Source organism: Dinoroseobacter sp. S124A (genome assembly GCF_049801015.1).
In the GTDB taxonomy this organism is placed as follows: domain Bacteria; phylum Pseudomonadota; class Alphaproteobacteria; order Rhodobacterales; family Rhodobacteraceae; genus Dinoroseobacter.
The window spans coordinates 137,409-157,543 of sequence record NZ_JBNAGD010000002.1 but is presented as its reverse complement, the minus strand read 5'-3'; the positions used below and the strand labels follow the sequence as shown (position 1 = coordinate 157,543).

Here is a 20,135-nt window from a genome sequence, read left to right as displayed (position 1 = left end):
TCAAGGGCGAAGCAGAGACCAAGAGATTTCCCCCCGACCCGCTTGCGCGCCAGATACGCCAATGCTAAGCCCTCGCGCACACCATGGCGCGGCGAGTTGGCGGAGTGGTGACGCAGCGGATTGCAAATCCGGCGCGGAGCATTGTTTTCAAACAACAAAATGTAGGGCAGCGTCCGAAAACATGGGTGAACAACCCGTGAATGTATGGCGTGCCTTGCATGTCTCGGGGCGCTCTGGCGCAGGGGATTTTGAATCCCGCAACTATCCAGCCCAACCAATAGCTTACGCGAAATCGAACCCACGGCCATATCGTGAACAGGCGGTGAAAGTGGGTATGGGCGAATTGCATCGTTTCAATGAAAGGAAAGTACCATGAATCTTTTTCTGATGACCCTCGGGGTTGCCTTGATGGGTTTCGCCCAATTCCCGCCTTGGGAACTACCCAACTGGCAAGCGGTTTTTGGGCTTGGGGCTGGCACGTTCTTCTCTGCCTACATGATTGCGCTGTGGCGCTGCCTGCTGCAGAGGTTTGGGAAATGACACCGGCGTTAACCCCTGCCTTCGGAGGGCAGCGCTAGACGGTTTGTTCACCGTCAGTTCGCGCTATTTCCCGCGTTTCGTTCACGTTCAGACACAGCCAAAAGCGCCGAACTTGTGGCGCGCTACAGATTGAGAGGAGAGCGATGATGGACTGGGCTATTATCGGTGCTACGCTTCTGTGCGTCGTCGGGCTCGCCTCTGCTTACGCTGGCGCGGCCATGAAGCGGGCGCAACGCCCTCCACGCCCATGCTTCGAAAAGATCAAGCAGGCGCAGGCGCGTCAGGCCACAAAGCAGCGAAGCCACTTCGACGGAATAAGCCCGCCCCGCGATGATACACCCGAACAGCGCTGGATACGTGAGGCGGTTCGTCGCCTGCTTGAGCTTTGGCCCGGGATGGGTCGCGAGCGCGCACGCCGTGAGATCGTAGGATACATGGAGTGCTTTCCTATGAGCTACGGGGACCCCGGCTTTGACTGGTCCATGAGCGCCGCTCGCGAGCTTGCAGAAGCCTATGTAGAAGACTTTGGCGAAGATTACGGCTCCAACGCCTAACCCCACCGCGCGCGATGCGCAGAACAGGAGAGAGATGATGAATGATGACAACGAATGCCCAGATTGCGGCAGCACCTCTGCCGTCAGCAAGGCCATTGCATGGGACGCAGCCCTCGCAATCCCGGCAAAAACCGCCTCTGAACTGGAAAGGCTTTACGAAGTTCGAGAGGCTGCGCGGCACCTCGTGGCTATCGACGAGGATGATCCTGATGACTCTGTCACCGTGTCGCGCCGTGTATTTGATGACATACGAGACGCCGTTGGCCGTTCATAGAAGGACCGCAGAGACATGCATATCAGCGAATTGATCGAACAACTTGCCGCCCTTGAGGGCGCCCACGGCGACCTGCTGGTGCAGACTGACAGTGGGGAAGTGATCGAAGAAGTTGACGTCTGGTATGAGGACAGCAAGCCCGCCACCAACCCCACCTGCGTCGTAATCAAATAAGGACCCCAGAGACATGCCGCGCAATATCAGCTTTGCCATGACCACTGAGCAAGTCCGCAACCGCACAAAGGACGTTACGCGCCGCTTCGGGTGGTGGTTCCTGAAGCCCGGTGACAGGCTGTGCGGCGTCAAAAAAAGCATGGGACTGCGAAAAGGCGAGACTATCGAGCGCCTTTGTATGATCGAAGTTATCAGCACCAGAGCCGAGCCGCTAAATCAGATCACTCAAGACGATGTGGTCCGAGAAGGATTCCCGGACTGGAAGCCCGCCGACTTCGTGCGAATGCTTGTCGATCACTACCGGATCGACCCGAGCAAAGAGTGCAACCGGATCGAATTTAAGTACATCGAAGATTTGACAGAATAGGACCCATCAATTAATCCGCCATCCGATTGCCAGCCTCGACCAGCCCGTCCCGCACTCCAAGAATGCGAATGATCGGCTGCGAGTTTTCATCGCCCTTCGGATACCGGATGAACGCTTCCCGATCCCATTGCAGCGTATTCCCGATGATCCGCGACCGAATGGCATTCGCCACATGCACACCATGCACATGCCCGTTGCGGATGTTGTTGCCCTCGATCCGCAGATCCTCGAAGGGCACCCCGGTAGCCCCGAACCGCTCATTAAGGATGAAAATGCTCTGCGTGGCGCGCCCGCCTCGGCAGTCCAGCGTGTTGCCGATGATGCTCACCCGCTTGGTGTCCAGATCCAAGAAAGGCGCGGTGAAAATCTGCACCATGTCGGTGTGATTGCGGTCCTGCGCTGAGCCATAGAAGGCCCGGAAGGTGTTGCCATCTGCGCGCATGTCCTGCACCCCGGCCATGCGCAGGCCGTCTCCCGCCATATTCCACACCCGGTTCAGCATGAAGGAACAGCCGGTGCAATCAAGGAATGATGCGGCGTGCCAGTATTTGAAAATGTCACAACCGAGGATGTGACAGTTATTCGAGCTTCGAACCATCACAAAGCTGCCGGGCACTGGATCGCCTCGCCCGACATAACCGATCGCTCCGCCTTTGCAGTTGCAGTCCAGCAAGGTGACGTTATCGCAGCGCAATAGGCTCGCACCGCCTTTGCCGTCCTCCCCATTGCGAAAACGGATGCCCTCAAAGAGCATGTTTCGGCACTTGTTGAGATCAAGCGACTGGAGAACGGGCCGCGCGCCGGGAGCTGGCTTGATCGTCAGATGCCCGCTTTCCGGTCCTGCCGAAAACCTCTTGAGCCGGTAGTAGCCGTCCTCCAGAAGGATCTCGCCGCCGCCGGGCAGCTTGGAGACCGCCCGGCTCAGCTCAAGAGAGTTGCCGACAATCACAACTGCAGCGCGCCCGACACGCCGCCGGAGCTGATCGCAGCGCCCGACAGGTCGAAGGGATACGCGGCAAGATCGCTCGGGATCGTGGCAAGGTCCGTGCCCGAGGTGGGCGTGTAGTCCCCGCCGCCTGTCCCTCCGCTGCCGCTCTGGTCGTCTGTGAAGCTGACGGAGAGGGGCCCAAGCGCTGAATCGGCAACCCCGCCCGAAATGGACCCCGCAGGCGCGACGTCACCCAACCACGAGAGCGGGTAAAAGCCGTTCGGTGCGGCGTCTTGGCTTTGGCCCTGCAAAAGTGTGTCTGCAAGGTGCCCAACACCGTACCGGATATTCCAGTTGCCAACCCGTGCCGCGTTCGTGCCGCCGCCCTGATAGCCGAAGAAGTCGCCCGCCTTGGTGTTGCGCTCGTAGTAGATGTTGAAGCGCGAGACCATCAGATGGTCGTAGCGCGTAGCTCCGCCCGCATCCGTATAGCTGGTGTTCATCCGGCCGCCGACCCATGTGGAGCCGATCAGGTTGATATTCTCACTTTCTTGCGTGGTGCCGTCGCCGTTGATCAGGAAGGCCGAACCGGCACCGCCCGAGCCGTAGCTTTCCATCACGCTCCCAACCACGGCAAAGCCGAGCGCGGTGGTTGTGTAGTTGATAAACAGCACCTGCGAGAAGTCCGCCCGCGCCGCCGTGATGTGCGACCATCCCACAAAAAGCCCGTCCGCGCGCGAAGCGTTGTTCGGCGCGATCTGACCATTCGGGACCCGGCTGGCCACGCAGGCCACGGTGGACGGGCCGGTGAAGCTGCCGTTGCAGCCGACAAGCTTTTGAGCGGCCACCTGCGCGCTGTCCTGCGTGCATTCCTCGAAATAGCTCGCATCATAGCGCCAGAAGAAATTGGACGTAGGCGAGAAGCCGCCGTCATCAATGGCCACGTTTTGCATCGCGAGGTAGGTGTCGCGGGTGGACGTCCCAGCGTCGATCATCCGAATAGCCGAGGCGGTGGTGCGTGTTATCGTGAGGTTCCGCACAAGGGCCTTCTCGGGGAAGCTCGCGTCCGTGCTTGACCCCGCGTCCTGATAGATCACATTGGCTGGGGTGCTTCCGGGCACGCCTTCGATGGTCATGCAGTAGTTATCGCAGACGCGATTGGGCATCACCGAGTGGGTATGCGTGGCCTCAACAAGCCGCATGACAGAGCCATCAATCGCACCGCGCCCGGTGTTCGCATCATGCCAGTTGCGCAAGGCCGCAGAGGCGAGCGCTGTCGTCGCAAATGGGGTGGTGGCCGCTACAGCCGGGTCCGTCGAGACCGCTGCGCCGCCGCCTGCTGCCGGATCCACATAGGCGTAGAGCGTCTGCCGCCAGTTGTTGCGGTTGTTTCCGTATTTCAGGACAGTATTTTCGGCAAAGGACTTGCCCGCCGTGAACACGCTCGCGCGGTGCTCTGTCCCTACCCATGGCAGGAAGCCGGGATCCAGGGTAATCAGCCGGTCCTGAGCGCCGTCCGATGAGAGGCCCGTGATATCGACGGAGCCTTCATAGATCGATCCGGTGAAGCCGCTGGTGGCGTATGTCTCTCCGGTACAGTTTAGCTCCAGAGTAGACACCTCATTGCCAAGGTGATCCATGGCGTACATTCGGATGCCAGCGACAGGCTTGCCGTCTCGTGCGTGCCGATGCGCCACCGCGATCTTGTACGGAATGCTATTCTGACCGGGCCCGACCTCTTGGAAGTCCGGCACCAGCCACGCGAACTGCGCATACGGGTAAGCGCGCGTCGAACTGTTGGTGACGCCGGTGATCGTCTCGCCGGAATACACGTAGTCGCTCAGGGCCACGGTTTCTGGCGTCGGGGTCGCAACCCCGGGCTCCCGCACGCGGGCCGTGATGTTGAGTGTTTCGTCGAAGGTCGTGGCTACCCCCGAGGCATTGTAGCCGGAGCGGGTCACGGTGGCCGTGCTCGACGTCACATCCGCAGGGGGCGAAGGCCATGTTGCTTGCCAGCCGTCCGCGAACACTGCCGTGATGTCGGGATCGTCGCCGGGCGTCGGGGGAGGTGTCGGCACCAGATCGCGGACGTCGATCCCGGCAACCGCACCAGCGCCGGTGACAGTCCACACGTCATCAAGCTTGCCCCTGCCATAGACGGCCTGCGAGCCGCCAGTGACACGGAAAAGAGCCCCCGGAAACAGCCGTTCGCCGTAATTGCGGGCCAAGGTTGCAGCGCTCGCGCCATCGTCTTGCACCTGCACAAAGCCGCCATACGAACCCGCAGACAGCTCGATGTCACCATCAGCGATTTTTTCCCAACCGCCGGTCATCTGGAGAGATTGCGTTGTCATATCATGCACTCACATCAATGCCGGTCGCGGCGTTGGGGCCTGTCACGGTCCAGATTTCGCCCGTGCGACCCTTGACCCAAACGGCCAGCGAGCCGGCTTCGATCACCGTCCGCGCGCCGGGAATAAGGGAGTGCCCGTAGTTGCGGGCCAGTGTGTCGGCGGTCGCGTCGGTTGCCTGTTGCTGCGCGAAGCCGCCGTCACCTTGCGGCGTGATGGTCAGCGTGCCGGTCCCGACATTTTGCCAAGAGCCTGTCATTTGATGGGATTGCGTCGTCATGAAGGGGTCTCCTGTGCGCATGTAAAAAGGCCCCGCCCCCGCTAGGGGACAGGGCAACCGGCAACCCGGCTGGGGGAAAGGGAGGGTGGACGCCGGTTATTCGGACACGGCAAAAGCCCCGCAAAATGCGAGGCTTAGGTTAGTGAGTTGAGGTCATAGGTTAGGCCAGTTCGCGCGCCAGAGTGGCCCGCGCTTCTTCCACCAGCGCTTTGCTGCGGTCGTTGCCGTCTTGGATCAGGTCTTCCCCGTTTTCGGTGAAGGCCATCAGCTTGGCGAGCATATCAGTCGCGCTTTCTGATCGAGTGTCGATCAAGGCCTTTGCCCTGTCAGAGCTGTCTTGGCACATCTGATCAAACGGATCGTTGGGCAGGCACAGGGCCTCCGGGCTGGACAAGTGATCGTAGTGCGCCAGCCAAACGCGATATCGGCGCATGACAGGGGTTCCAGGTGCCGCCGAGGCCGGAACGGCAGCGACGGCAGGCAAAGAAGCCAAGAGCGAGCGGCGGGTGATGTGATGTCCCATTATGCAAGCTCCGCCGCAGATGGAACGACTTTTGCGAGCTTGCTCAAGCCCTTAGCGGTCACTCGAACTTGCTCGGTGATCCTTTCCGTCCCGTCTGCCCGCAGAACCGTGGTGCTCTTGTGCTCAAGGTCCCCAGAAACACAGCGCACCTGATAACCCAGCCATGCCGCGCCGCCCGGGCGCTTATAGGTCCAGCCATTCGCACTGAGCCACTGGAAAAGCTGTTTCGGGCGGATGCCGAGGTTCTTTGCTGCCTCGGTGATGGTGATCGATCCTTCTGCCTTCACAAGGCGTTCATGGGCCTCAACATCTTCGCGCATGTCCTCGATCTGCACCGCTTGCGCCTCAAGCATCGAATTGGCTTCGATCAGGGCGGCGGCGACAAGCTGCGGGCCGGTGAGCGTTGCAGGTTGGGTGACTTGGGCTTCAAGCTCTTGCCAGCGGTCCACCAGCCGAGCCGTGAACTCAGGAGAGAGCTGGGCCACGACCACATAGGTGTCGCGCTTTTCAAGATGGTAGACAGATGTTGTGCGCGAACGGCCCATCGCATCACGTTCTTGTTCGTCCCCCATTGGGGGTTGGACGATCACGCCCTTTTCAGCAAGCCGCTCAATGGACTGCTTGACCTTGTCGTGACGCTTCTCCAGTAGCTCCGCGATCTCGCGCGAAGACATGGTCAGGGGGTAGTGTCTCAGTTTGAAATTGGAGGACTCTTGTGATGTCTTCACGCTTCCCTAAGGCTCTTTCGATATTATCGCGCGGCTGTGACGCGGCCTTGCGCATGTCTAGGTCTGTGTACACATATGTGGATAACGTGCTACATAGTTATACACGCAGCGACAGTCTGCGACACGAGGAGAGGAACGATGCCCAAGGGACCGCAAGGCCAGAAGCGCCCGGCGGACGTGATCGGCAACGCTGTTCACATTGCCAGGATCGCGACCGGGGAAGAACAGGAAACCACATTGAAGCAACCAGCCAAGCGCAAGAGCGGCTTGGCGGGCGCGAAGGCGCGCGTGGACGCGACTACAGCAGAGGAACGGCAGGAGACCGCGCGGAAGGCCGCTGCGGCGAGGTGGGGCTGATGCCCTACAAGCCGACTTGGGTCGCAAATTCATTTTTGAACTCCGCCCGTGAAGAAGGCGTGGGCGACATAGACCAGCTTAAGATCCAGAAATTGGTATATTGTCTGCATGGCTGGAACTTAGCCACGCAAGGCGAGGCTGTTGTCGGTGAATTGTATGAGGCGTGGCCCTATGGCCCTGTTTTGTCATCTTTGTATCATGAGTTTAAACACGCGGGGAAGTCGCCTATTTCGCGTTATGCGGATGATATCGACCCCAAAACCGGTGATAAGAAAGCCCTCATGGTCGCGAAAACCGACAAAAGGTTTTACGAAGTATTCCAACGTGTTTGGGATAGGTACAAGGGCTACTCTGGGATACAGCTTTCAATGCTAACGCACGCTGCGGGCACACCTTGGTCGAACGCACGCGAGCGTGGGGACGATTATATCTCGGATGAAGAAATTAGGGAGCATTTCTTAGCCCTTGCCCGGGGGAAATCAGAGTGAGCGAGGACGAAAAAGAAAAAGCCTCTTTGGATTCTATACAGACTACGCCCGTAAACTTCCCTAAGGAAAATGGCTCTAGAGCCACTTCTGAGTTGACTCAACTTACGCACGAGCAGGAAACCTTTAAGAATGAGCTGGGCTGGCTCGGCAAGCCATTTGGGGGACGGAAAGAGAAGCCGGGCAACATATCTGGCTTGGTAATTGTTGCGTGTTTTTTGCTCCTGCTTGTTGCTTATCTCAAGCCGCCAAGTGAAGGGCTGGGGATGACTTTTGAGCAAATGTTTCTTGGCCTCATAAGCGTGGTGACCCTCATACTGGGGTATCTTTTTGGCTCAAATGACAGGTCATAGTGAACATATTGCTTGATAGTTGAATTTAGCGTAACTACATCAAGGGTATGAACAAGCTGTCCACACACAAACGCGTAATGATCCTGAACATGCTGGTCGAAGGCATGTCCATGCGCTCGATCTCCCGCACGGTTGGGGTGTCTATCAATACGGTTTCTAAGTTGCTGGTAGAGGCTGGCGAGGCTTGCGCTGAATACCACGACCAAGCCGTGCGTGACGTGAAAACGACCCGTGTGCAGTGCGATGAAATCTGGTCATTCGTCTATGCCAAGGAGAAGAACGTGCAGGGCGCAACTGCTGCGCCCGAGGGCGCGGGTGACGTATGGACGTGGACGGCTCTGGATCAAGACAGCAAGATGATCCTGTCCTACGAGGTGGGCGACCGATCCGGTGCAACCGCCTATGAGTTCATGGTGGATCTGGCGTCACGCCTCCGCAATCGCGTGCACCTGACAACAGACGGGCACAAGGCGTATCTCGACGCCGTGGAAGGCGCATTCGGTGGCGACATTGACTATGCTATGCTGGTCAAGCTGTATGGCGACCCGACAGGGCACAAAGGCCATGAGCGCAAGTATAGCCCCGCAGAGTGCACGGGCGCTCGCAAGCAGCCTGTCTTTGGTGAACCCGTCAAAGAGTGGGTCAGCACGTCCCATGTAGAGCGTCAGAACCTTTCCATGCGAATGGGCATGCGCCGCTTCACTCGTCTGACCAATGCGTTCAGCAAGAAGCTGGAAAACCATATCCACATGCTGAGCCTGTATTTCGTGCACTACAACTTTGTGCGCATTCACAAGACGCTCAAGTGCACCCCCGCAATGGCTGCTGGCGTGTCTGACACCCTGCACGATATGGAATGGATTGTGGGTCTGATCGACGCTCGCGCACCGGCCCCGAAAAAACGCGGCCCTTACAAGCCCCGCAAAAAAGTAAATTCAAACTGAGACACTACCGGTCAGGGGCTGGTCCTTGAAATCAGGGGTAAGAGTTGGTAGGTTCATTAAGAACACCTTTCATTGGGGTTGTTTTTTGAAAGGCCGCTGATCCGCCAAGATTGCAGCGGCCTTTCGCTTTTCATGTCGCCGCTTTTCCTGCGGCATCTTCGCTCCGATACGTCTTCATTCCCTCCGCAATGAGCGTGCGGATAACCTCGCTGCGGCTGGGAAATCGGTGCATGAAGCGAATATCGTCAATATCCCGAACCTCTTGCTCGGTCATGGTGACGGCTACGGGTTTTGATCTCAGTGCTGTCATGGGCTTCACTATACCCCATCCTCGCGTCTATTCAACACCTAATATCCTATTAGGTTATTATGTTTATCGTTATTGCGATGCATAACAAGGCGTGCCAAGTATCCAAACATGGCAGAGAAGAAAGATAAGATCGTCACCATTTTGCTCGCCCAGTCGGAGCTGGATGCGATTGACGGCTGGCGTTACGAAAACAGGATCCCCTCACGGGGCGAAGCCCTGCGCCAGTTGATCCGCTTGGGCTTCACTGCTCACCAGCTACAGCAGAAAAAGACCGAGGCTAAGGGGTAGCCTGCGCCAAACCGCCGGTTGCCCCCTGCCCGCGCAAATGCAAGGGTTTCCCAAATCTCAGGAGGTTTCTCACATGCGCATTGTAGCTCTCGCCGCCCTCGGCCTTTCTCTTGCGGGTTGTGCAATTCCTCAGGACCAGCGCGGACAGGTCTATGAGTTCACGGGCGAAACCGTGACCATTCGCGGTGCGTTCGTCTCCACCTCCAAACAAAGGTTTGCTGCACCAACCGAGGCTATGGTCGCGCAGGCAAAAGAGGTGTGCCCTAACGCCACCTACCTTGGCGCGAACCCAAGCCCAACCGACGGCTATACTTCCCTGTTTTTGTTCCGCTGCTAAGGCAGCTCAAACCCCGGACAGATCGCCTCGAAGGCCGCGTAAAGCTCGCCGATTTCTTTCTGGGTTTGGTTCGTGTCCGAGCGCGAGCGGGTCGGCAGCTTCACCGATAGCTCACGGCACACAGCTTGCGCCTCCCGGCTAGTCGCGCCATCCGGCGTCGTCATTACGCACTCCCCGAGCGTCATCAGCCCGGCGACGTACAGCATCAGCAGCGGCTTGGTCAGCATCGCGGGCTTCCTCCTGCGCTTTGTGTTTTCCGATGGATCGCTGAGACAGGCCGAACGCGGCTAGTACAGCGGCGAAGGCTGCGGCAATGAAAGCCCAGACGCGGGTCACTTGCGCTTCTCTGGGGCCGTTACAGAGGCCCAGAAGCCCCACACCGCCATCCCAACGCCCACGATGATCTGCCAATAGGCGTCGGTCGTGACGCCATATACAGCAAGCAGCGGGCCAAGGCTGGTCAGCAGGTGGCGGGCTGCGCCCATAAGTTTAGGATCACGCCAGTTCATGACTTTCTCCAGTTCTGGAAGGCCTCAAGGATCGCCGCGATGAAGGCTGCGAACTTGCCCTGCGGCTGCACCACTTTGGGCGCTGCCGCCTCAAGCCACGGCCCCACCTGAAACCCCGGGCAGCCCTTGTTCGCGAATTCGTTGTGACCCTTGACCAGTGCGCCGGGGAACCTCGCTTGCAGGCTCGCCAATTCGGCACGCAACGTGCGCTCTTGGTCGGCAGTGAAGTGATCGGAGAAGCTGTCCATGGCGCTCGCACCTCGCGCACCAACAAGAACAATCCCGATGCTGTTGGCGTTGTGGCCTTTGATGTGCGCGCCTGCCTCTGCGAAATCCCGGCCCGGCGCGGTTGTGCCGTCCCGGTCAATCAGGAGGTGATAGCCGAAGCCGCGCCAACCGCGCGCCTTGTGCCACCGATCGATTTCCATGACCTTGGACTTGGCCGTCTGGCCCTGCATCCAATCGGGATCGGTGGCCGTGCAGTGAATGGCGATCAGGTTTATCTGTCTCATTCCACCCCCTCCGGGTCGATAACTCTGAAAGATAGCCAGGGCGAAATGGCAGGAGGTGCGCCACCCACAGCGTCCGGGTACGTGACGACCACGCGGAAGCGAGCATGGCCGGGCCGCACCTCGGGGTTGATCTGAAAGAGGTAGCCGAGTTCATGCGCTCCCACCGAAAGCGGGATGCCCGAGATAGACAGCGGAGCGTCGTGGAAGTACCCGCCGCCATTTGTCAGCACGCCGCTTACCACCGGCACGCCGCAATTCGCGCGAAGCCGCACCACATCACGCCACACAACCTCGCCCCAGCCGCCCGGAAGCCCGCCAGTGATGCGGTGCCCGTTCGCGGGGATATGCGCGCACGGCCCGCCGCCACGCTCCTCAATCGCCAGCGCAATCAGGCTGTCGAGCCCTTGCAGGATCTTACCGCCTGCAACACCCCAAGCGGCACCGCAAACCACGCCCACGACAATAAGGGTTTCCCCCCAGTGCTTTAGTCTTTCCCGCATGTGGGGCCTTCCATTTCTTCAAACATTCGCTTGCAATGCTCCGGCGCGAACCAATACGCCCGCGCGCAGATCGGCGCGGTTACTCCGTCACGCCAAATCAGGCTGTGCAGGAGGGTTGAGACGGGCATGTCATGAGGTGCGAATGCGGTTCTGGTCGATGATCGTTCCCGTCCCGGCGTCCGTGATCCCGGCGCCTGTGATCCCCGCAGAAATCAGGATGCACTCCCTGATAAGCGAGCCGGTCGCGCCTGCCTCAACGGTAATCAAGTTTTCCCCGCCGGTCGGGTCATCAATGGTCAGGGCACGCACGGTCGCGTCCTGTGCGCTGGCCGTGATCTCCAGAACTTCATCAAAGCTTGCCGCAGCGTTCATGATGATGTGCCCGCCCTCAAGCAAGAAGCCCCTGCCGCGCAGCGAAACGCCGTCACCGCCATAAATACCAGTTCCAGTGATCCGCCCGACACGCCCCCCGACACCGCTCTGCAGAAGAACCGTGCTGACGTCTTGTGCGATGACCTCGCCCACGACCGAGCGCGGGTCTGACGTCTCAAAGGAACAAGCGACAGTTGTGCCCCCCCCGAGCCCTGGGCCTGTAACCGCAACAGTTTGAACAGAACCGAAGCCCGCCCGTCCGTTCCCGTCCGCACGGTACCGCATACCCAAGGCCGCGCCCGACATTTCCACTGTCAAGAGCCGCCCATAGACAGGGCCGCGCGCGTCAAGCGCCGCGTCATCTGCATCGTCAAGGGCGTGGTTGAGAACGCGAATATGGTCAAAGACGAATATACCGTTGTCGTTATCACGGTCTTTGATATCAATCGCGTCCTTGCCGGTCGTGTCGATCTCAAGATATCCGATCTCAACGCGCTGCGTTGTGCCGTTTTGAATGCCCAGGCCGTAGCTTTGACAGTTCTGGATGCGGACCTGATCCAGCCGCACCAGATTGCAGCCCGCAGACCGCAGGCCATGCCCCGCCGCGCGCGTGCCTCGGTTCCCGTCAAGGCAAACGCCGTACAGGTCAAAGACCGCCGTGCTGTCAGTCGCGGTGTTCAAAACATGGCCATCCGGCCCGGGCTTGAGCTTCAAGACGGGACGGTTATTCGGATCGCCTGTCAGGAACAGCGTTTCCGAGCCCTCAAGCCGCAGCGGATCGATCAGGTACGTGCCGCCAGACCCGAAATCGACCTTCTCGCCGCTGGCTGTGCAGAAAGCCTTGATCGCCTCCATGACAGCGGTGTTGTCGGTCACGCCATCCCCGACGCCGCCAAAATGCGAGATGTGCGGGGTGCTCTTGGGCGCAGCGGGCACGAACCCCGGCTGGTTCGGGAGCGTGGTCGTGTCCGACGATTGACGCTCAAAAACCAGATCGCCAACCTGAGCACGGTCCCCGTCCGCGAGCGTTGCAGCGGCCATGGCAGCGGTGTCCGCATAGATGGGATAGTTGGAGCCCTTAAGCGTCTCTGTGTCATCAAACGCGGTGTTCAGTTTCGCGCGGATTGACGCAAGGCTTTCGCCCTCTGCGATAGTCGGCATAGGCACGCTCCTAGACCCCGCTGGCGGGGCTCATCTTCGAAAAGTGGGGGTGGTTAGGCGGTCGCGAATTCCGCGAAGAATGCGTCTAGTTCAGTGTCAGAGACGCCCTCAGCCGCAGCGAGGGCTTGCACAAGGTCGCTGGTGCGCTCGGCTTTGCTCATGCGCAGAAGCCGCATACGGGCCGCGTATTGCGCATCAGCAGGCAGTGTGGCTACTACGGCCAATGCCGAGGCGGGCAGGGCTGTAGCAGCCGCCCAGGCATCGCCCTCGGCCTCGGTGATCCAGCCCCGATCTTTAAGGCCGATAAGCAGTTGCGGCATGGTGAGGGTCATGGACGCCCGGTCGGGCTCGGGCTTTGCGGGCTTGCCCACGCTGATTTTCCCCGCCAGCGCCTTCCGAAGCAGTTCCCCTTGGTTCACAACCGAGCGGCCATCTTCTTCATAGACAACCGCCGTGCGGGTGTCGTCAGTCCAGCGCAAGTTCAGCACCGTTAGGTCTCATCAATGGGGGTGTATTCTTTGAGATAGTCATCGCCGGACTGGCTGAAGGCGCTGACGCTTGATACAACACCAACGCCCCCGGATACCTTGTGCTCCCAAGTGATCACGTCCCCGACCGCTACGGGTACGTCGATTGATACAGATTGGGACAGGTTGTTGCCGATGTCCCAAGTCTGGAGCTGTGTCGTGGTGCCGCCGCTTGTTTTGGTGATACGAAGATCGACTTCGGTGCTCGCATTCGTTTTGTGGGTCGCTTTGAAGCGAATGCTGCCGGTGAAAGACACCACCGTGATTTCCCGAGCCATGACATAGCTCCCCGAGCTTGTCGATGAGGCCCCCAGAACAAGCGATAGGCCCCGGGAAATGGCAAAGTCATCGCTAGCGGCAACGGCAATCAGAAAGGCGTCGTCTGTGGCCATAGCCTTGCCTTTGATCTTCGGCGCGCCGGTCACGCCGTCCGCGAAGTCGCTAAACGCCGCCTCAAGGGCGTTCCAGCGCTCGACGGTCACGGCATCGCCAACCTGTGCGGCGGGGAAGGTAAAGAAACTCATTGCAGTCTTGGTGCCTCCGAACCATCGGGCAGAAGCCCTTTGCTATCGCCTATGAAAAAGCCATCCGGATCATCCGACCCGTCCCCAACGTAAGCCGGGGTGTCAGCGGCTTGGAAATATCCCACCCGACCAAGCGGGGAGACGTCCCACGCCTCGCAATCGATCAGACCGCCCGGTGAGGGCTGGTGCGCTTTCGTGATGAACCAAGCCTTGGTGATCGGATCACCGCCGCCAGTAACAACGGTGTCGTCAGCCTTCCGCACGATATCCCCGCGCTTCACCGATGAGCGGGACGGATGCAGTTGAAACGAGCACTTGATGGGTGTGATCTCACACAGAGTATGGAGCCGTGAACACGTCGAGAAGGCAAGAATGTCGCTCGTCAGCCAAGGCGAGTAGAGCTTGCGACTGATGTCCACCCCATCCCGGTTGTCATCGCCGCCGCGCCCGTTCACCTCGACCACCGTGCGGTAGCTCAGTTCCTCGTCCGGATCGGCAACCGGCGACACCAGATTGTAGTGCAGGATCGCGCGGGAAATGCGCTGCAGCGGCATGTCGGACACTTTGAACGAACCCGCCACAATGTCCTTGTCGTCGTCCAAAACGAGCGAATTGCTGTCGTATCCCCGAACCGGCAAAAGCTTGGTCTTGCCGGTGAGTTCGTCATAGTCGATGTGCGTCAGCGTGTGGCGCACCAGTTGACCCAGAAGCTCACGGGCGGGCGTTGGCTCACTCACGACGCGAGACAGTGCACCGGTCCATGGACGCCGCCAGGTCCCCGCCACGCTGGCCGCTTGGGTCGCATCATAAACCGCGTCGGGAAAGTCCGTCTCTGCCAAGATGTCGCCAAAGGCTTCATCAACAGAGCGGTTTTCCAGAACGAAGCAAATTTGCACCTCGGTGTCGTTGGAGTGGTCGTCTTGCTCGGTGTCTCGGTGCCCCCGCTCGGTCGCCCGAATGCGGATGCCGTAGCTTTCCTCATGGACGCTTTCATACGAAATCAGCTCGTCGCCAATTCGAACCATACCCGGCGCGGGGTAGTCCTCGACCCCTGCCCCGATGATCGGCAGGTCAAGCTGTTCGTCTGTGATGTCCTGATAGAGGATGCCGGTCGATTTCGCGGGCACGTCCGAGCTTTTGAAGTCCAGAAACGTGAACGGGTCCTTGGCCGTAAGTGTTGCGCCCTGCCGTGTGACGGTGAGGTCCGTGGCGTAGTAGGTCGTTGCCCGCATGTCGGCCAGAGCGTCGTCTTTGTAGCCCTCGTATCGTGTGACCTTGGCCTTGGTCAGGTAAACATTCCGGGCTTTGAACTTGCGCCAGAAGGTGCTCTTGGTGCGCGGGTCTACGGTCCGATCATCCCGGTAGGGGTCCATCAGTTGGTCCGAGTGCGGGCCGTCCTTGAACTGCACCGTGAGCGTGCTGACATACCCCAGCCCAATTTCGGTATCCTTGGAGCCCGCGAAGTTGATCGTGCCGCCCGTGCTGCTGACCGAAGCTACAAAGGGCAGGATGTAGCTCGGCGCGTCCGTGATTGTGCTGTCCGCGAGGTTGCCCCGCGAGAACCAGACGTCAAAGGTCCCCTTGTCGAAATTCTCCTGGTCGTTACAGCTTGAGAACGTGTTGTAGCACTTCGCGTCCCCGGTCTCAGTGGCCGTGCAAGGGGCCGAGCCATGCGTGCGTGTGCAGCGCGGCAGCTCTATCTTGATCAGGCAAACAGGCTCACTCATAGGCTTCCGCCGTGTAGTTGATCGAGCTTTCCAGATAGTCGAGAACGCCCATCGTCGTCACCTTAGGTGTCTCGGTCGCCACCCCGTAGATCACATCGTCGTAGAGGCCGGTTGTCTTGCTGCTGTCCGGCCTCCAAGCAAGGAAGAAAGGACCCTTCTCAAGGGCCAGCATGGCTTCATGCCAATCGCTATCGAGCCAAGCGGGCGTCATATGCTTGATCGGGATTGTGCCCGATAGGTTCGAGCGCTCCACATGCCGCCCGAGCAGCTTGCCAGTCTGCGAATAAACCGGATCGTGGGAGGTTGTCCGCGCGTAGCGGGACGGCGTTACCCCGGCGAAGATTGGTTGCTCAAACTGCGTTACGGCCCCGAAGCGGATAACCCCAATTGTGGGGCGGGAAGTGCCGGACGTGATGTGAACCCGAATGCCTGTCACAATGAGCGGATCGAAAAACCACATGATGGGGCTGTCATCGCTGACCGTTTGGCTTGCCTGCGAGATTGTCCAATCGGGTTCGGCAACCGTGGTGATGTCAATACGGATCTGTGAGCCTGTCGTGCCCAGGTCATGACCCGCAATCCCAACGCAATTGATCAACACCGTGAAGGGCCATTCCCTGCCCCAAAACCCAGTGTCTGTTGCAGGCTGGAAGGCTTCGAAGGTGTCGCCGTTGTTGGGGCCATCCTCAAAATACCCATCGGCAACACCCGAGCGGTGCAGTGTTCCATCTGCCCTGAGGTTGTCCTCGTGGAGCATGCGCGGATGCGTGGCAGGCTCCCAAAGTCCCGGCGTCCAGTTCGTGTAAATCACGGTCATGCGAGGCCGCTCCGAATGTTCACGTTCGCAATCCCGCCATCCGCTGCATATGCGTCAGCATCCGCAAAGATTGCCCGCATGAGATTGCTGGAAAGTCCGTCGCGGGCGTAAATGTTGATGTCGCCCCTCAGGACGGACGCTGGCTCGGATGCTGCGGACGCTGTAGTTCCGCCTGCGGTTGCCGCGCTGCTACTGCCACCCCCGCCACCGGCAGTGACGCCTTTGATTGCGCTGACAGCGCCTAGGCCAGTGGCGAGGACTTGAGCGGCGGCAGCCGTTCGCATCCACCATGGCAGCATAGGGTCTGCGAGGACTTCGTTGTGGGCTTCCCAAGCATTTACAAGAGCCTGCGCGGACCCGAAGGCTTTCGCGGCATTGAGAAGCCTTTCATTTGAAGATCCCGAAGCGCGAATGAGATGATCGAAATAGTTTCCCCAAGCGCCCAACTGATCGCTAAGACCTCCCTCGGTCAGGTCGGTGAGGCGCTGCATGTGCTCGGAAATGGCTTCTTGCTGCCGTGTCAGCTCCTCTTTGAGCGTCTGCGTGCGGGACTTCTGGCCACCCTCGCCACCACCTAGCAAGTCCTCTGGTGTAACCAGCGTGCCGTCGAGAGCCGCGGACGCCTCATCGGCTGCGATCTCGACAAGTTTCAGCTCCGCTTCTAGCTTCTTGATCTGCGTCGAACGTGAACGCATCGCTTCGAGCGCGCCGCTATCCACAGAAGACAGAATATCCGCCGCACTCGGCCCACCACCGGCATAGCCTGCGGCGTCATCTGCGCGCGTTCCGGTGGCACCCGGCCCCACGTTCCGCAGGTTTTCGAGCATGTTCTCGCGCGCGATAGACTGCTGATCTCTGAGGTTGCGCAGAGCTTGCTGCTGGTCCTGACTGCGCAGCTTGAGCAAGGTCAACTCGACTTCGACCAGCTCACGCCGGGCGTCATATTCCTTCTGGCTGTTTGCAATTACCGCGCTGGCACCCGCAAAGGACGCGCCAGCCTGTGCCCGGTGCAAATCGTTTAGGGTCTCTTGAAGCTGAGACAGACCAGAGATTTGGCCCCGCATAGAACCCAACGCGCCAGATAGCCCGTCGAGCTTCTCAGCGGCCTCGTCAGCGTTGTCCCCGGTGTCGAGAAGCGATTGCGCCAGCGGCCCCACAATAGCCACCGCAGCGCCTGCCACGGCCCCAAAGACGCCGAAACCGCCAAGCAACTGGGGGAGCTGCTGCGACATCGCCCGTACAGCAGAGGTCCCGCCGCCAACCTGCACTGCAAAATCGCCGACCTGAAACGCCGCGTTCTGCACGCCCAGAGCAAAATTGCGCGAAGACTTGTTCGCCTGAGTGATCTCTGTCGAATACCCGCGCGAGGCCCTGCGGGCCGTTTCCGAAAACCCCCGAACGGCTTGCGCGCCCTTGGCCATCTCGTTTCGGAGCGGGCGGATGTCGGCCCCCACCTCAACGGCAAGGCTCGCAATTCTGCTCATGTTCGCTTTGCCTCGTGGAGTTTGCGGGCGATGGACATTGCCTCGGCGCGCTCCTTCTTGGTCGGAGCGCCGCCTGCCATGGCCTTTTCTTCGGCCTCGGCCTTGGCGTTTTGGAACTCGTATTCCCACCACCATGCGGCGATAGGCATCTGATCAAACTCGGAAGGTTGCACGCCCCAGGAACGCGCCAACTGATAGGCTGTCTTTACGACTTCGGCCCAGACTGGGGTTTCGCCTTTTTTTCCGGATCGCCCTCCTCGGGCTCCTCGGTTTTTGGCCCGGCCACCAAGCCGGTAATGACCGAAATCGCGTCGTAAATCACACCGCCTGCGCCTTCGGCAATAACTCGCTCGCCGATTTCATCGTCGGAAACTTCGTGACCCGCATGGCGCAGGGATACCCCAAGAATGCGCACCGCCATTGCTTCATTCATGCGAAACGCGCCGTTGTAGATCAGGCCATTCTTCGCAAGCTGATCCTGCATGACGAAGGCCGATGAAATGTCGCTAGGGCTGGCCACCTTGTCGTTGATGGCCATGGACAGGCCCCAAGTCAGCGGGATGTCCCGCCCCATGATCTCAATTTGACGCATCAGGAGCTTGCCGCGTAAGTGACAGCGCCGGAAGACATCAGGGTCGCGCTGAACTCAAGCGCCCCGTCATGCTCGCCGGTATGCTCAAGCGTGGACACGAACCAGTTGCTGGTGAGCGTGCCCGAGCCGGTCGCGAGGTTCACAACACCGCTCTTGAGCGTAAAGCTCCCGGCCCCAGTCATCACCTCGGCCATCAACACCTCGTCTTCGGTCACGCCGGAAACGGTCACCTCAACGGTGCGCTTGCCCGGTTCGGCCAGAAGCTTCTGCCACCCGTCATCATCATCCGATGTGACATCCACGGGGCTGTTATTGATCGAAACCCCCTTGTTGCGGACCCCAACAAGCGTCGTGCTGTTGAAGTCAACGGTCATATCCCGCCCGATATAGGCCATGTCTAGGCTCCTTCGTCCCAGGTTTCGTTATCGTCCCAAACGTCCACATCGGACCACAGCCCGAGCCGGGACCCGAAGCTGTCCCACCACACCATGACGCGGTAGGTCTGCACCCCGTGACGGGTCTCACCGTCCGGGTCTGTGTCCACGCTTTCCGCCTCCAAATGGGGAGAAAGCAGCTTGTATTTGGCGTGTGTCGGATCTTCGCGGTGCAGCGCTCGGTAGGCTTCGGACATGTGCCCGCGGGCCTCTTTCATCCCCGCCGCGCGCGACCAGAAATGCAGGGTCATCGTGACCTCGGCCCCCAGTCGGCTATCAGTGTCCATATATGCCGCAGTGCTTTCACCGATTACGCAAAGCGGGAAGTCTTCCTCAGGATCGAGCCCATCGCCCTGCCCCGGCCCGTCCTCCACAGGACAAGACACAAACGGCGTCAACGCCGTGTAGAATGCCTGCTGCACGGCAGTTCCGTAATCGATCATCGGCTTACCCGAGCGAGCCTTGCGGCCAGTTTCAGCCCGAATTGCTTTCGGTACAGCATGGGCAGTCTTGGCCGGGTCTTTTCAACAAGGGGGCGCACAAACGGGCGCGCGCGCATCTTGACCGTGCCGTTTTCGATAAACGTCCAGTAAGGAGCTGTTTTCTTGCCGCCACGCTTCGTCTCGATCCGCACCGAGCTTTTCGCGTAGTACCTGCTGCCGCGCTCGCGCTTAGCCTTGGTGGAGCGCACGATGTCCCCACGGGTCGTGTAAGGGTTGTCCGGGGCGACCGCCTTAATCCCGTCTCGCACATCCCCCGCAATGCCGTGCACGGTCGTGCGGTTGAGGTTTGAGGCCTCCCGAGGCGCTACAGTGAGCAGCACCGCCATGACGTCTCTGTCATTCTTGATGCGGATGCTCACGCCACGCCCCGTTCAGCCACGATCCGCAAGTAATGCGCTCGCCCACCTTCCCGGTGGATTTCGCGGATATTGTAGATCCCGCTATCCCAAAGAATGCGCATACCTTCGTCCAGATCCGAGCGGTTGCGGATGACGAACAGCGTTCCGCGCACGCCAACGCTGCGACCCGCCTGCTCTTGCTCCTTGGCGGTCTCGACTTTGACACCGGCCCAAACGGTCGGGGTCGTGGATATGTTCGCCCAAGCCTCGGTAAAGCCGCCCATGCCGTCAGCCGTGCGCGTTTTCTGCTGAAACGCGATGCGCTGATCCATCTTGCCGGGG

General features: G+C 59.8%; 32 protein-coding genes. 10 read left to right on the top strand and 22 right to left on the bottom strand.

What is annotated here, in order from left to right; genetic code table 11:
• Positions 1 to 372 precede the first annotated feature (372 nt).
• The 4 genes from ACP15I_RS05645 (at position 373) to ACP15I_RS05630 (ending at position 1,909) form a co-directional block, all read left to right on the top strand.
• Positions 373 to 540 carry a hypothetical protein gene (locus ACP15I_RS05645; protein WP_424974294.1) on the top strand — a complete coding sequence of 56 codons (168 nt, stop codon included), beginning with the start codon at positions 373 to 375 and terminating at the stop codon, positions 538 to 540.
• Between the two features lie 591 nt (positions 541 to 1,131).
• On the top strand, positions 1,132 to 1,368 hold the full coding sequence (locus tag ACP15I_RS05640; protein ID WP_424974293.1) for a hypothetical protein: 237 nt from the start codon (positions 1,132 to 1,134) through the stop codon (positions 1,366 to 1,368).
• Between the two features lie 15 nt (positions 1,369 to 1,383).
• Positions 1,384 to 1,542 carry a hypothetical protein gene (locus ACP15I_RS05635; protein WP_424974292.1) on the top strand — a complete coding sequence of 53 codons (159 nt, stop codon included), beginning with the start codon at positions 1,384 to 1,386 and terminating at the stop codon, positions 1,540 to 1,542.
• 13 nt (positions 1,543 to 1,555) lie between these two features.
• Positions 1,556 to 1,909: an ASCH domain-containing protein gene (locus ACP15I_RS05630; protein ID WP_424974291.1), complete on the top strand. Its 354-nt coding sequence runs from the start codon at positions 1,556 to 1,558 to the stop codon at positions 1,907 to 1,909.
• A gap of 10 nt (positions 1,910 to 1,919) precedes the next feature.
• Here the strand turns inward: ACP15I_RS05630 and ACP15I_RS05625 are convergent, their stop codons facing one another.
• The 5 genes from ACP15I_RS05625 to ACP15I_RS05605 form a co-directional block, all read right to left on the bottom strand.
• Entirely contained in the window at positions 1,920 to 2,858 is a 939-nt protein-coding gene (locus ACP15I_RS05625; protein ID WP_424974289.1) for a hypothetical protein, read from the bottom strand.
• A complete protein-coding gene (locus tag ACP15I_RS05620) occupies positions 2,855 to 5,191 on the bottom strand; it encodes a hypothetical protein (RefSeq protein ID WP_424974288.1) in 2,337 nt (778 codons plus the stop codon). Before ACP15I_RS05620 ends, ACP15I_RS05625 begins: the two co-directional genes overlap by 4 nt.
• 1 nt (position 5,192) lies before the next feature.
• The gene (locus ACP15I_RS05615; protein ID WP_424974287.1) at positions 5,193 to 5,468 is read right to left on the bottom strand and encodes a hypothetical protein; all 276 of its coding nucleotides are present in this window, start codon (positions 5,466 to 5,468) and stop codon (positions 5,193 to 5,195) included.
• Between the two features lie 160 nt (positions 5,469 to 5,628).
• A complete protein-coding gene (locus ACP15I_RS05610; RefSeq protein ID WP_424974286.1) occupies positions 5,629 to 5,991 on the bottom strand; it encodes a hypothetical protein in 363 nt (120 codons plus the stop codon).
• Positions 5,991 to 6,665, bottom strand: coding sequence for a phage antirepressor KilAC domain-containing protein (locus ACP15I_RS05605; protein ID WP_424974285.1), 675 nt, complete (start codon positions 6,663 to 6,665; stop codon positions 5,991 to 5,993). The genes ACP15I_RS05610 and ACP15I_RS05605 overlap by 1 nt, the downstream gene beginning before the upstream one ends.
• Before the next feature lie 192 nt (positions 6,666 to 6,857).
• Between ACP15I_RS05605 and ACP15I_RS05600 the strand changes: the two genes are divergently transcribed.
• Genes ACP15I_RS05600 through ACP15I_RS05585 form a run of 4 tightly spaced genes read left to right on the top strand, consistent with a single transcriptional unit; the run spans position 6,858 to position 8,858 of the window.
• Positions 6,858 to 7,076 carry a histone H1 gene (locus ACP15I_RS05600; protein WP_424974284.1) on the top strand — a complete coding sequence of 73 codons (219 nt, stop codon included), beginning with the start codon at positions 6,858 to 6,860 and terminating at the stop codon, positions 7,074 to 7,076.
• The gene (locus ACP15I_RS05595; protein ID WP_424974283.1) at positions 7,076 to 7,564 is read left to right on the top strand and encodes a Panacea domain-containing protein; all 489 of its coding nucleotides are present in this window, start codon (positions 7,076 to 7,078) and stop codon (positions 7,562 to 7,564) included. Before ACP15I_RS05600 ends, ACP15I_RS05595 begins: the two co-directional genes overlap by 1 nt.
• Positions 7,561 to 7,914 carry a hypothetical protein gene (locus ACP15I_RS05590; RefSeq protein ID WP_424974282.1) on the top strand — a complete coding sequence of 118 codons (354 nt, stop codon included), beginning with the start codon at positions 7,561 to 7,563 and terminating at the stop codon, positions 7,912 to 7,914. The genes ACP15I_RS05595 and ACP15I_RS05590 overlap by 4 nt, the downstream gene beginning before the upstream one ends.
• A gap of 47 nt (positions 7,915 to 7,961) precedes the next feature.
• Positions 7,962 to 8,858 (top strand): IS1 family transposase, encoded by an 897-nt coding sequence (locus ACP15I_RS05585; RefSeq protein ID WP_424974281.1) that lies wholly within the window; start codon positions 7,962 to 7,964, stop codon positions 8,856 to 8,858.
• Between the two features lie 130 nt (positions 8,859 to 8,988).
• Here the strand turns inward: ACP15I_RS05585 and ACP15I_RS05580 are convergent, their stop codons facing one another.
• Positions 8,989 to 9,132, bottom strand: a complete 144-nt coding sequence (locus tag ACP15I_RS05580; protein ID WP_424974280.1) for a hypothetical protein — start codon at positions 9,130 to 9,132, stop codon at positions 8,989 to 8,991.
• Between the two features lie 144 nt (positions 9,133 to 9,276).
• Between ACP15I_RS05580 and ACP15I_RS05575 the strand changes: the two genes are divergently transcribed.
• Positions 9,277 to 9,456, top strand: a complete 180-nt coding sequence (locus ACP15I_RS05575; RefSeq protein WP_424974279.1) for a hypothetical protein — start codon at positions 9,277 to 9,279, stop codon at positions 9,454 to 9,456.
• Between the two features lie 73 nt (positions 9,457 to 9,529).
• A complete protein-coding gene (locus ACP15I_RS05570) occupies positions 9,530 to 9,793 on the top strand; it encodes a hypothetical protein (protein ID WP_424974278.1) in 264 nt (87 codons plus the stop codon).
• Here the strand turns inward: ACP15I_RS05570 and ACP15I_RS05565 are convergent.
• The 16 genes from ACP15I_RS05565 to ACP15I_RS05490 all read right to left on the bottom strand — a co-directional run bounded on the left by ACP15I_RS05565 (position 9,790) and on the right by ACP15I_RS05490 (position 20,125).
• On the bottom strand, positions 9,790 to 10,020 hold the full coding sequence (locus ACP15I_RS05565) for a hypothetical protein (protein ID WP_424974277.1): 231 nt from the start codon (positions 10,018 to 10,020) through the stop codon (positions 9,790 to 9,792). The two genes, ACP15I_RS05570 and ACP15I_RS05565, sit on opposite strands and share 4 nt — an antisense overlap.
• Before the next feature lie 105 nt (positions 10,021 to 10,125).
• Positions 10,126 to 10,302 (bottom strand): hypothetical protein, encoded by a 177-nt coding sequence (locus ACP15I_RS05560; protein ID WP_424974276.1) that lies wholly within the window; start codon positions 10,300 to 10,302, stop codon positions 10,126 to 10,128.
• Positions 10,299 to 10,814, bottom strand: a complete 516-nt coding sequence (locus ACP15I_RS05555; protein WP_424974275.1) for an N-acetylmuramoyl-L-alanine amidase — start codon at positions 10,812 to 10,814, stop codon at positions 10,299 to 10,301. The genes ACP15I_RS05560 and ACP15I_RS05555 overlap by 4 nt, the downstream gene beginning before the upstream one ends.
• Entirely contained in the window at positions 10,811 to 11,314 is a 504-nt protein-coding gene (locus ACP15I_RS05550; protein WP_424974274.1) for a hypothetical protein, read from the bottom strand. Before ACP15I_RS05550 ends, ACP15I_RS05555 begins: the two co-directional genes overlap by 4 nt.
• A gap of 129 nt (positions 11,315 to 11,443) precedes the next feature.
• Positions 11,444 to 12,847: a glycosyl hydrolase family 28-related protein gene (locus ACP15I_RS05545; protein WP_424974273.1), complete on the bottom strand. Its 1,404-nt coding sequence runs from the start codon at positions 12,845 to 12,847 to the stop codon at positions 11,444 to 11,446.
• 53 nt (positions 12,848 to 12,900) lie between these two features.
• A complete protein-coding gene (locus ACP15I_RS05540) occupies positions 12,901 to 13,335 on the bottom strand; it encodes a hypothetical protein (protein ID WP_424974272.1) in 435 nt (144 codons plus the stop codon).
• 2 nt (positions 13,336 to 13,337) lie between these two features.
• On the bottom strand, positions 13,338 to 13,898 hold the full coding sequence (locus tag ACP15I_RS05535; protein WP_424974271.1) for a hypothetical protein: 561 nt from the start codon (positions 13,896 to 13,898) through the stop codon (positions 13,338 to 13,340).
• Positions 13,895 to 15,625 carry a hypothetical protein gene (locus ACP15I_RS05530; protein ID WP_424974270.1) on the bottom strand — a complete coding sequence of 577 codons (1,731 nt, stop codon included), beginning with the start codon at positions 15,623 to 15,625 and terminating at the stop codon, positions 13,895 to 13,897. The genes ACP15I_RS05535 and ACP15I_RS05530 overlap by 4 nt, the downstream gene beginning before the upstream one ends.
• The gene (locus tag ACP15I_RS05525; protein WP_424974269.1) at positions 15,618 to 16,442 is read right to left on the bottom strand and encodes a hypothetical protein; all 825 of its coding nucleotides are present in this window, start codon (positions 16,440 to 16,442) and stop codon (positions 15,618 to 15,620) included. The genes ACP15I_RS05530 and ACP15I_RS05525 overlap by 8 nt, the downstream gene beginning before the upstream one ends.
• Complete coding sequence (locus ACP15I_RS05520; RefSeq protein WP_424974268.1) at positions 16,439 to 17,926, bottom strand: hypothetical protein; 1,488 nt, start codon at positions 17,924 to 17,926, stop codon at positions 16,439 to 16,441. Before ACP15I_RS05520 ends, ACP15I_RS05525 begins: the two co-directional genes overlap by 4 nt.
• Positions 17,923 to 18,075 carry a hypothetical protein gene (locus tag ACP15I_RS05515; protein WP_424974267.1) on the bottom strand — a complete coding sequence of 51 codons (153 nt, stop codon included), beginning with the start codon at positions 18,073 to 18,075 and terminating at the stop codon, positions 17,923 to 17,925. The genes ACP15I_RS05520 and ACP15I_RS05515 overlap by 4 nt, the downstream gene beginning before the upstream one ends.
• Before the next feature lie 56 nt (positions 18,076 to 18,131).
• Positions 18,132 to 18,464, bottom strand: a complete 333-nt coding sequence (locus tag ACP15I_RS05510; RefSeq protein ID WP_424974266.1) for a hypothetical protein — start codon at positions 18,462 to 18,464, stop codon at positions 18,132 to 18,134.
• Between the two features lie 53 nt (positions 18,465 to 18,517).
• Positions 18,518 to 18,913: a phage tail tube protein gene (locus ACP15I_RS05505; RefSeq protein ID WP_424974265.1), complete on the bottom strand. Its 396-nt coding sequence runs from the start codon at positions 18,911 to 18,913 to the stop codon at positions 18,518 to 18,520.
• A 2-nt stretch (positions 18,914 to 18,915) separates the two neighbouring features.
• Complete coding sequence (locus ACP15I_RS05500; protein WP_424974264.1) at positions 18,916 to 19,395, bottom strand: DUF3168 domain-containing protein; 480 nt, start codon at positions 19,393 to 19,395, stop codon at positions 18,916 to 18,918.
• Positions 19,392 to 19,814 carry an HK97-gp10 family putative phage morphogenesis protein gene (locus tag ACP15I_RS05495; RefSeq protein WP_424974263.1) on the bottom strand — a complete coding sequence of 141 codons (423 nt, stop codon included), beginning with the start codon at positions 19,812 to 19,814 and terminating at the stop codon, positions 19,392 to 19,394. The genes ACP15I_RS05500 and ACP15I_RS05495 overlap by 4 nt, the downstream gene beginning before the upstream one ends.
• Entirely contained in the window at positions 19,811 to 20,125 is a 315-nt protein-coding gene (locus tag ACP15I_RS05490) for a phage head closure protein (RefSeq protein ID WP_424974262.1), read from the bottom strand. The genes ACP15I_RS05495 and ACP15I_RS05490 overlap by 4 nt, the downstream gene beginning before the upstream one ends.
• Positions 20,126 to 20,135 lie beyond the last annotated feature (10 nt).

Coding starts and splice junctions, on each gene's coding strand:
- ACP15I_RS05645 (WP_424974294.1), top strand. CDS start 373: ATGAATCTTTTTCTGATGACCCTCGGGGTTGCCTTGATGGGTTTCGCC.
- ACP15I_RS05640 (WP_424974293.1), top strand. CDS start 1,132: ATGAATGATGACAACGAATGCCCAGATTGCGGCAGCACCTCTGCCGTC.
- ACP15I_RS05635 (WP_424974292.1), top strand. CDS start 1,384: ATGCATATCAGCGAATTGATCGAACAACTTGCCGCCCTTGAGGGCGCC.
- ACP15I_RS05630 (WP_424974291.1), top strand. CDS start 1,556: ATGCCGCGCAATATCAGCTTTGCCATGACCACTGAGCAAGTCCGCAAC.
- ACP15I_RS05620 (WP_424974288.1), bottom strand. CDS start 5,191: ATGACAACGCAATCTCTCCAGATGACCGGCGGTTGGGAAAAAATCGCT.
- ACP15I_RS05615 (WP_424974287.1), bottom strand. CDS start 5,468: ATGACGACGCAATCCCATCAAATGACAGGCTCTTGGCAAAATGTCGGG.
- ACP15I_RS05610 (WP_424974286.1), bottom strand. CDS start 5,991: ATGGGACATCACATCACCCGCCGCTCGCTCTTGGCTTCTTTGCCTGCC.
- ACP15I_RS05605 (WP_424974285.1), bottom strand. CDS start 6,665: ATGTCTTCGCGCGAGATCGCGGAGCTACTGGAGAAGCGTCACGACAAG.
- ACP15I_RS05600 (WP_424974284.1), top strand. CDS start 6,858: ATGCCCAAGGGACCGCAAGGCCAGAAGCGCCCGGCGGACGTGATCGGC.
- ACP15I_RS05595 (WP_424974283.1), top strand. CDS start 7,076: ATGCCCTACAAGCCGACTTGGGTCGCAAATTCATTTTTGAACTCCGCC.
- ACP15I_RS05585 (WP_424974281.1), top strand. CDS start 7,962: ATGAACAAGCTGTCCACACACAAACGCGTAATGATCCTGAACATGCTG.
- ACP15I_RS05580 (WP_424974280.1), bottom strand. CDS start 9,132: ATGACCGAGCAAGAGGTTCGGGATATTGACGATATTCGCTTCATGCAC.
- ACP15I_RS05575 (WP_424974279.1), top strand. CDS start 9,277: ATGGCAGAGAAGAAAGATAAGATCGTCACCATTTTGCTCGCCCAGTCG.
- ACP15I_RS05570 (WP_424974278.1), top strand. CDS start 9,530: ATGCGCATTGTAGCTCTCGCCGCCCTCGGCCTTTCTCTTGCGGGTTGT.
- ACP15I_RS05565 (WP_424974277.1), bottom strand. CDS start 10,020: ATGCTGACCAAGCCGCTGCTGATGCTGTACGTCGCCGGGCTGATGACG.
- ACP15I_RS05560 (WP_424974276.1), bottom strand. CDS start 10,302: ATGAACTGGCGTGATCCTAAACTTATGGGCGCAGCCCGCCACCTGCTG.
- ACP15I_RS05555 (WP_424974275.1), bottom strand. CDS start 10,814: ATGAGACAGATAAACCTGATCGCCATTCACTGCACGGCCACCGATCCC.
- ACP15I_RS05550 (WP_424974274.1), bottom strand. CDS start 11,314: ATGCGGGAAAGACTAAAGCACTGGGGGGAAACCCTTATTGTCGTGGGC.
- ACP15I_RS05545 (WP_424974273.1), bottom strand. CDS start 12,847: ATGCCGACTATCGCAGAGGGCGAAAGCCTTGCGTCAATCCGCGCGAAA.
- ACP15I_RS05535 (WP_424974271.1), bottom strand. CDS start 13,898: ATGAGTTTCTTTACCTTCCCCGCCGCACAGGTTGGCGATGCCGTGACC.
- ACP15I_RS05530 (WP_424974270.1), bottom strand. CDS start 15,625: ATGAGTGAGCCTGTTTGCCTGATCAAGATAGAGCTGCCGCGCTGCACA.
- ACP15I_RS05525 (WP_424974269.1), bottom strand. CDS start 16,442: ATGACCGTGATTTACACGAACTGGACGCCGGGACTTTGGGAGCCTGCC.
- ACP15I_RS05520 (WP_424974268.1), bottom strand. CDS start 17,926: ATGAGCAGAATTGCGAGCCTTGCCGTTGAGGTGGGGGCCGACATCCGC.
- ACP15I_RS05515 (WP_424974267.1), bottom strand. CDS start 18,075: ATGCCTATCGCCGCATGGTGGTGGGAATACGAGTTCCAAAACGCCAAG.
- ACP15I_RS05510 (WP_424974266.1), bottom strand. CDS start 18,464: ATGGCCATCAACGACAAGGTGGCCAGCCCTAGCGACATTTCATCGGCC.
- ACP15I_RS05505 (WP_424974265.1), bottom strand. CDS start 18,913: ATGGCCTATATCGGGCGGGATATGACCGTTGACTTCAACAGCACGACG.
- ACP15I_RS05500 (WP_424974264.1), bottom strand. CDS start 19,395: ATGATCGATTACGGAACTGCCGTGCAGCAGGCATTCTACACGGCGTTG.
- ACP15I_RS05490 (WP_424974262.1), bottom strand. CDS start 20,125: ATGGATCAGCGCATCGCGTTTCAGCAGAAAACGCGCACGGCTGACGGC.